This is a genomic window from Pseudomonas sp. LBUM1647 (assembly GCF_059716175.1).
This window is the reverse complement of the sequence record NZ_CP166809.1, coordinates 6,833,857-6,842,252: the sequence shown is the minus strand read 5'-3', so window position 1 is coordinate 6,842,252 and position 8,396 is coordinate 6,833,857. Positions and strand designations below refer to the sequence as shown.

Sequence of the window (8,396 nt, the reverse complement as noted above, 5' to 3'; positions counted from 1 at the left end):
GGATATCCCCTAAGTTGAAAGCCGGTGAGGCAAAAACAAGCCGCCATTGTAGCCGACCAAGCCCCGACTTATCCACACGAAGGTTGTGCACCTCCCATGAAGAATCAGTGATTTATACGAAAAAAAGACGACCAGCGGTCTGTGCATAAGCTCTGTGGATAACCGGGTCTAAGGTCGTTGTACAAGTGGGGGCGAAACTCGGTGGATAACCACGCTGTGGATAAGTACCTCTTTCACACACAGCTTATCCGACAGCGCAGCACAGGGTTACCACCGTTTTCCACCGTAGTTGTCATTCTCTGTACATCACGACTTTAAAGGGCTGATGGCAGTTATCCACAGATGATCGTGCCCCTAGCTTTTATAAGCTTTACAGAAAAGCTTTAAATACTTTCTTTCTTAATTTCTATATCTAGCCAACGAGCTCGGCAGGAAAAACGTCTGGAGATCTATTTATAAGGAAACGCTGGTTGGAAATTGACCTAGAGGCTTGCTTTCTCTAGAATCCCCGGTCTCTTAAAACGGGGGCCATTCCGGCCCGTTGTGGACGAACCAGGTAACACGACAATGAAACGTACTTTCCAACCAAGCACTATCAAACGCGCTCGTACCCACGGTTTCCGTGCTCGCATGGCTACCAAAAACGGTCGTGCCGTCCTGTCGCGTCGTCGCGCCAAAGGTCGTGCGCGTCTGGCAGTTTGATAATCCGGCACTGGAGGTGAGTCAGGACTTCAGTCGGGAAAAGCGTCTGCTTACTCCCCGGCATTTCAAGGCAGTCTTTGACTCCCCTACCGGCAAGGTTCCGGGGAAAAATCTCCTGCTCCTTGCGCGCAACAACGATCTTGATCACCCCCGTCTCGGGCTGGTTATCGGGAAAAAGAGCGTAAAGCTCTCCGTCGAGCGCAATCGCCTCAAACGTCTGATGCGCGAATCGTTCCGTCTGAACCAGGACTCACTGGCCGGCTGGGACATCGTTATCGTCGCGCGCAAAGGTTTGGGTGACGTAGAAAACCCCGAATTGATTCAGCATTTCGGCAAACTCTGGAAGCGTCTGGCACGCAGCACGCCGGTACCAGCAGTTAAAACCGAAACTGTAGGGGTAGACAGTCCCGATGCGTAAACTGGCACTCGTTCCGATCCAGTTTTATCGCTATGCCATTAGTCCTCTGATGGCCAGTCACTGTCGTTTCTACCCCAGTTGTTCCTGCTACGCGTATGAAGCCATAGAAAATCATGGCCTTCTGCGCGGTGGCTGGCTGGCCTTTCGTCGTTTAGGTCGCTGTCATCCGTGGAATCCCGGTGGTTATGACCCGGTTCCATCTATCCCTACCTCCCGTTCTTCTTCGATGGCCGAGTAATCATGGATATCAAACGCACGATCCTGATCGTCGCCCTGGCAATCGTGTCCTACGTTATGGTTCTTAAATGGAACCAGGACTATGGCCAGGCTGCCCTGCCGACTCAGAATGTTGCTTCCAGTACTACCGCACCGGGCTTACCGGATACGGCGACTGGCAATAATGCTTCTGTCAGTGACGACATTCCACGCGCCGCAAGCGATACCAGTGCAACTGCACCTGCTGAAACTCCAGTAGCTGCAAACAAAGACCTCATCCAGATCAAAACGGATGTGCTCAACCTGGCAATCGATCCACAAGGTGGCGATGTTGCCCAGTTGACGCTGCCGCTGTATCCACGTCGCCAGGACCATCCGGAAATTCCATTCCAGTTGTTCGATAACGGCAACGAGCGGACTTATCTGGCCCAGAGCGGTCTGATCGGCACCAACGGTCCGGACGCCAGTCCTGCCGGTCGTCCGGTTTACTCCTCGGAGAAGAAGATTTACCAACTGGCTGACGGTCAGGACCAATTGGTCGCAGACCTGAAGTTCAGCAAGGACGGCGTCAACTACATCAAGCGTTTCACCCTGAAACGTGGCCTGTATGACGTAACCGTTTCCTACCTGATCGATAACCAGAGTGCTCAGCCTTGGTCCGGTGCAATGTTCGCGCAATTGAAGCGTGACGCCAGTTCCGATCCTTCTTACAGCACCGCCACCGGCACCGCGACTTACCTGGGCGCCGCCCTGTGGACAAGTAACGAGCCGTACAAGAAAGTGTCCATGAAGGACATGGACAAGGCTCAGCTGAAAGAAACCGTTAACGGTGGTTGGGTTGCATGGTTGCAGCACTACTTCGTGACCGCGTGGATTCCGGCGAAAGGCGAGAACAACCTCGTCCAGACCCGTAAAGACAGCAAAGGCAACTACATCATCGGCTACACCGCTCCGGCAATGACTGTCGCGCCAGGTGCAAAAGCCGAGACCAGTGCCGTTCTGTATGCAGGTCCGAAAAGTCAGGCTGTGCTGAAAGAGCTGTCCCCAGGTCTGGAACTGACCGTCGACTACGGCATTCTGTGGTTCATTGCCCAGCCAATTTTCTGGCTGCTGCAACACATCCACGCGCTGGTCGGTAACTGGGGCTGGTCGATCATCTTCCTGACCATGCTGATCAAAGGGATCTTCTTCCCGCTGTCGGCTGCCAGCTACAAATCCATGGCGCGCATGCGTGCAGTGGCACCGAAACTGGCGGCGCTGAAAGAGCAACATGGCGACGACCGGCAGAAAATGTCGCAATCCATGATGGAGCTGTACAAGAAAGAGAAGATCAATCCGCTGGGTGGTTGCTTGCCAATCCTCGTGCAGATGCCGGTTTTCCTTTCGTTGTACTGGGTTCTGCTGGAAAGCGTTGAAATGCGCCAAGCGCCGTTCATGCTGTGGATTACTGACCTGTCTATCAAGGATCCGTTCTTCATTCTGCCGATCATCATGGGTGCAACCATGTTCATCCAGCAGCAGTTGAACCCGACTCCTCCGGATCCGATGCAGGCCAAGGTGATGAAGCTGATGCCAATCATCTTCACCTTCTTCTTCCTGTGGTTCCCGGCTGGTCTGGTGCTGTACTGGGTAGTGAACAACTGCCTGTCGATCGCCCAACAGTGGTACATCACTCGTAAGATCGAAGCGGCTACCAAAGCAGCTGCCTGATTTACACTGTGGATAACCACTCAAAACGCCCCCTAGTGGGGCGTTTTGCTATCTGTCACTTTTGTCTGGATAACGGTTTATGAGCGTTCCTCGTGAAACCATCGCCGCCGTCGCCACCGCTCAAGGTCGCGGCGGTGTGGGCATCGTCCGTATTTCCGGGCCACTGGCGAGTGTTGCGGCCAAGGCCTTCAGCGGTCGTGAACTCAAGCCGCGATTCGCCCACTACGGCCCGTTCCTCAGTGAAAACGATGAGGTGCTGGATCAAGGTATTGCCCTGTATTTTCCCGGCCCGAACTCCTTCACCGGTGAAGATGTGCTGGAACTCCAGGGCCATGGCGGTCCGATAGTTCTGGATATGCTGCTCAAGCGTTGCCTGGAACTGGGCTGTCGGTTGGCCCGACCGGGTGAATTCAGCGAGCGCGCGTTCCTCAATGACAAACTCGACCTGGCTCAGGCCGAGGCCATCGCTGACTTGATCGAAGCGAGTTCTGCACAGGCTGCACGAAATGCCCTGCGTTCCTTGCAGGGCGCATTCTCCGAGCGTGTGCATAACCTCACCGAGCAATTGATTGGCCTGCGCATCTATGTCGAAGCGGCGATCGACTTCCCTGAAGAAGAAATCGACTTCCTCGCCGATGGTCACGTACTGAGCATGCTCGACAAAGTGCGTGACGAGTTATCCACCGTACTACGGGAAGCCGGGCAGGGTGCCTTGCTGCGTGACGGGATGACCGTGGTGATCGCCGGCCGGCCGAATGCTGGTAAATCCAGCCTGCTGAACGCCTTGGCCGGACGAGAAGCCGCGATCGTCACCGAGATTGCCGGCACCACCCGGGATATTCTTCGTGAACATATCCACATCGATGGCATGCCGCTGCACGTGGTCGATACCGCAGGTCTGCGAGATACCGACGACCAGGTAGAAAAAATCGGTGTCGAACGGGCGCTGAAAGCAATCGGCGAGGCTGATCGAGTCCTGTTGGTGGTCGATGCTACGGCTCCTGAGGCACTTGATCCGTTCGCGTTATGGCCTGAATTTCTGGAAATCCGTCCTGATCCGGCGAAGGTCACGCTGATCAGAAACAAGGCTGACCTCACTGGCGAAGCCATTGCACTGGAAATCAGCGAGGATGGCCACGTCACCATCAGCCTGAGCGCCAAGTCTGCAGGTGAAGGGCTGGAATTGCTGCGCGACCACCTCAAGGCTTGCATGGGCTACGAACAAACCTCTGAGAGCAGCTTCAGCGCTCGCAGGCGTCACCTTGACGCGTTGCGTCATGCCAGTGCTTCCCTCGAGCATGGCCGTGCGCAGCTGACCCTGGCCGGAGCCGGTGAACTGTTGGCTGAAGATTTGCGCCAGGCTCAGCACTCTTTGGGTGAAATCACCGGTGCATTCAGCTCCGATGATCTGTTGGGACGAATCTTCTCCAGCTTCTGCATCGGTAAATAATCCTTCCGTTGTCCACAGACAGGTCATTCGTGCCTGTCTGTTCCCTCCTTTTCTTGAATTCTCTTCCAGTGCTGAGCAGATTCTTTCTGCTTGAGCGGATTGTCCGTGCCCTGGATTTGCTTATTCAGCAGTTTTCTGTGGATTAAGCCCTGTGAATAACTGCCTCTAAGGGCAGTTGATAACAGGGCCTCAAAACTGAAGATAACCGCCCCTGTGGATAAGCACCCCTTTCATCCACAGGCTTAAACCGGTTATCCAAGGGCCTCCTTGGCACATGACCACAGGGTTTTGAATCTCTGTACATATTGAATATAAAGGCCTGTAGAGATCTATCCACAGAAATGTGCCTCAGTAGAAATAAACATAAAAACAAAGATTTAATAAATTTCTCTCTTTTTAATTTTTATAACCGCGACTTCTCCACAGCTGGTTAAATTTTGTGCAAAGGGTTCTTTAGGAAGGGCGAAGTCCCTATACTTGCCGACCAGGTCCAAAAACCTGAGATCAAACTATTCCGGATTACCTAACTGAAGCAGGCACGAGGTGCGTGGTGGATTTCCCTTCCCGTTTTGAAGTGATCGTCATCGGCGGCGGTCATGCCGGTACCGAGGCAGCACTGGCCTCAGCACGCATGGGTGCAAAAACCCTGTTGCTGACGCATAACGTGGAAACTCTCGGTGCCATGAGTTGCAACCCCGCTATCGGTGGGATCGGCAAAAGCCATCTGGTCAAGGAAATCGATGCCCTCGGCGGCGCGATGGCCATGGCTACCGATAAAGGTGGTATTCAATTTCGCGTATTGAACAGCCGCAAAGGCCCGGCCGTGCGGGCAACCCGCGCTCAGGCTGATCGGGTTCTGTACAAGGCCGCTGTCCGCGAAATCCTCGAAAACCAGCCGAACCTGTGGATATTTCAACAGGCTGCCGACGACCTGATCGTCGAGCAGGAACAAGTGCGCGGTGTTGTCACCCAAATGGGCCTGCGTTTCCTCGCGGATTCCGTGGTGTTGACCACTGGCACCTTCCTCGGTGGACTTATCCACATCGGAATGCAGAATTTTTCCGGTGGCCGTGCCGGTGATCCGCCGTCGATCGCCCTGGCTCACCGTTTGCGTGAATTGCCATTGCGCGTTGGTCGCCTGAAAACCGGCACGCCACCGCGTATCGACGGTCGTTCTGTGGATTTCTCGGTGATGACCGAGCAAGCCGGCGATACACCGATCCCGGTGATGTCGTTCATGGGGTCCAAAGATCAGCATCCGAAACAGGTCAGCTGCTGGATTACCCACACCAACGCCCGTACCCACGAAATCATTGCCGCCAACCTTGATCGTTCGCCGATGTATTCCGGTGTGATCGAAGGGATCGGCCCGCGTTACTGCCCGTCGATCGAAGACAAGATCCATCGCTTTGCCGACAAGGAAAGCCATCAGGTCTTTATCGAACCGGAAGGCCTGACGACCAACGAGCTGTACCCGAACGGGATATCCACATCCCTGCCATTCGACGTGCAACTGCAGATCGTGCAATCGATCCGCGGCATGGAAAATGCGCACATCGTTCGTCCGGGTTACGCCATCGAGTACGACTACTTCGACCCGCGTGACCTGAAGTACAACCTGGAAACCAAAGTCATCGGCGGTCTGTTCTTCGCCGGGCAAATCAACGGCACCACCGGTTACGAAGAAGCCGGCGCCCAGGGTTTGCTGGCCGGGGCCAACGCCGCACTGCGTGCTCAGGGCAAAGATGCCTGGTGCCCGCGTCGCGACGAGGCGTACATCGGCGTGTTGGTCGACGACCTGATTACCCTGGGTACCCAGGAACCGTATCGGATGTTCACGTCCCGCGCCGAATACCGCCTGATCTTGCGCGAAGACAACGCCGACCTGCGCTTGACCGAAAAAGGTCGCGAACTGGGTCTGGTGGATGACGCGCGTTGGGCTGCGTTCTGTACCAAACGCGAAAGCATTACGCTGGAAGAACAACGCTTGAAAAGTACTTGGGTTCGCCCAGGCACCGAGCAAGGCGATGCGATTTCCGAGAAATTCGGCACGCCGCTGACCCACGAATACAACTTGCTCAACCTGCTGAGCCGTCCGGAAATCGACTACGCTGGTCTGATCGCCGTGACCGGTGGCGGCGCAGAAGATCCACAAGTCGCCGAGCAGGTCGAAATCAAGACCAAATACGCTGGTTACATCGATCGCCAGCAGGATGAAATCGCACGGCTGCGGGCCAGCGAAGACACAAAACTGCCTGTGGATATCGATTACACGAATATTTCCGGGCTCTCCAAAGAGATCCAGAGCAAGCTCGGCGCGACCCGTCCAGAGACCTTGGGTCAGGCGTCGCGTATTCCGGGTGTGACGCCGGCAGCGATTTCGCTGTTGATGATTCATTTGAAAAAACGCGGCGCGGGCCGTCAGTTGGAGCAAAGCGCTTGAGTTCGTTGGTCACCTCGCAACACGCGGAAGAGTTATCCACAGGTGCTCGCCAGCTCGGTGTCACGCTGACAGAAACCCAGCATGCTCAGCTGCTGGATTATCTGGCCCTGTTGATAAAATGGAACAAGGCTTACAACCTGACCGCCGTACGCGATCCGGATGAGATGGTTTCCCGCCACTTGCTCGATAGTTTGAGCGTGATGTCGTTCGTCGAAAACGGTCGCTGGCTGGACGTTGGCAGCGGTGGTGGCATGCCGGGTATTCCGTTGGCCATCCTGTTTCCAGAGTCCCAAGTGACTTGCCTGGACAGCAACGGCAAGAAAACCCGCTTCCTGACCCAAGTCAAACTCGAAATCAAACTGGATAACCTGCAAGTTATCCACAGTCGCGTCGAAGCTTTTCAGCCTGATCAGCCATTCAACGGGATCATTTCCCGGGCGTTCAGCAGCATGGAGAACTTCAGCAACTGGACTCGCCACCTCGGCGACACCGAAACACGTTGGCTGGCAATGAAGGGCGTTCATCCCGCCGATGAGCTGGTAGCATTGCCGGCAGACTTCCACCTCGATAGCGAACACGCCCTGGCCGTACCCGGTTGCCAAGGCCAACGCCATCTGCTGATACTGCGCCGCACGGCATGATTGGGAACACAAGCAAGAATGGCTAAGGTATTCGCGATAGCGAACCAAAAGGGTGGTGTGGGCAAGACCACCACCTGTATCAACCTCGCAGCTTCCCTGGTCGCTACCAAGCGTCGGGTGCTGTTGATCGATCTCGATCCACAGGGCAACGCCACCATGGGTAGCGGTGTGGATAAACACGGCCTGGAGAACTCGGTCTACGACCTGCTGATCGGCGAATGCGATCTGGCCCAGGCCATGCACTATTCCGAGCACGGTGGTTACCAACTGCTGCCGGCCAACCGCGATCTGACCGCGGCCGAAGTGGTTCTGCTGGAAATGCAGATGAAGGAAAGCCGCCTGCGCAGTGCGTTGGCGCCGATCCGTGAAAACTACGATTACATTTTGATCGACTGCCCGCCGTCGTTGTCGATGCTCACGCTTAACGCACTGGTTGCGGCTGACGGGGTGATTATCCCCATGCAGTGCGAATACTTCGCGCTCGAAGGTTTGAGCGACCTTGTGGATAACATCAAGCGCATCGCTGAGTTGCTGAACCCGAACCTGAAAGTCGAAGGCCTGTTGCGGACCATGTATGACCCGCGCCTGAGCCTGATGAACGATGTTTCGGCGCAGCTCAAGGAACACTTCGGCGAGCAGCTCTACGACACGGTGATTCCGCGCAACATCCGCCTGGCTGAAGCACCAAGCTATGGCATGCCGGCGCTGGCGTACGACAAATCATCGCGGGGCGCCATTGCCTATCTGGCATTGGCGGGCGAGATGGTTCGTCGTCAACGCAAAAACTCACGCACTGCCGCTGCTCAGGCAACTTAA

8 protein-coding genes are annotated in these 8,396 nt (G+C 55.4%); all 8 read left to right on the top strand.

Translation table 11 applies throughout. The features are described from left to right. The first annotated feature begins 567 nt into the window (after positions 1–567). The 8 genes from rpmH (at position 568) to ACA059_RS31620 (ending at position 8,396) form a co-directional block, all read left to right on the top strand. Positions 568–702, top strand: a complete 135-nt coding sequence (gene rpmH, locus ACA059_RS31655) for a 50S ribosomal protein L34 (RefSeq protein WP_003213577.1) — start codon at positions 568–570, stop codon at positions 700–702. Positions 703–718: 16 nt separating this feature from the next. Beyond that, positions 719–1,120 (top strand): ribonuclease P protein component, encoded by a 402-nt coding sequence (gene rnpA / locus ACA059_RS31650; RefSeq protein WP_031319201.1) that lies wholly within the window; start codon positions 719–721, stop codon positions 1,118–1,120. Next, positions 1,113–1,358 (top strand): membrane protein insertion efficiency factor YidD, encoded by a 246-nt coding sequence (gene yidD / locus ACA059_RS31645; protein WP_074872215.1) that lies wholly within the window; start codon positions 1,113–1,115, stop codon positions 1,356–1,358. Before rnpA ends, yidD begins: the two co-directional genes overlap by 8 nt. A 2-nt stretch (positions 1,359–1,360) precedes the next feature. Further along, positions 1,361–3,046 carry a membrane protein insertase YidC gene (gene yidC, locus ACA059_RS31640; RefSeq protein WP_497632219.1) on the top strand — a complete coding sequence of 562 codons (1,686 nt, stop codon included), beginning with the start codon at positions 1,361–1,363 and terminating at the stop codon, positions 3,044–3,046. Between the two features lie 79 nt (positions 3,047–3,125). Next, positions 3,126–4,496 carry a tRNA uridine-5-carboxymethylaminomethyl(34) synthesis GTPase MnmE gene (gene mnmE / locus ACA059_RS31635; protein WP_497632218.1) on the top strand — a complete coding sequence of 457 codons (1,371 nt, stop codon included), beginning with the start codon at positions 3,126–3,128 and terminating at the stop codon, positions 4,494–4,496. A gap of 550 nt (positions 4,497–5,046) precedes the next feature. Beyond that, positions 5,047–6,939, top strand: coding sequence for a tRNA uridine-5-carboxymethylaminomethyl(34) synthesis enzyme MnmG (mnmG, locus tag ACA059_RS31630; RefSeq protein WP_497632217.1), 1,893 nt, complete (start codon positions 5,047–5,049; stop codon positions 6,937–6,939). Then, entirely contained in the window at positions 6,936–7,580 is a 645-nt protein-coding gene (gene rsmG / locus ACA059_RS31625) for a 16S rRNA (guanine(527)-N(7))-methyltransferase RsmG (protein ID WP_497632216.1), read from the top strand. The genes mnmG and rsmG overlap by 4 nt, the downstream gene beginning before the upstream one ends. 18 nt (positions 7,581–7,598) lie before the next feature. Beyond that, on the top strand, positions 7,599–8,396 hold the full coding sequence (locus tag ACA059_RS31620; RefSeq protein WP_008155709.1) for a ParA family protein: 798 nt from the start codon (positions 7,599–7,601) through the stop codon (positions 8,394–8,396).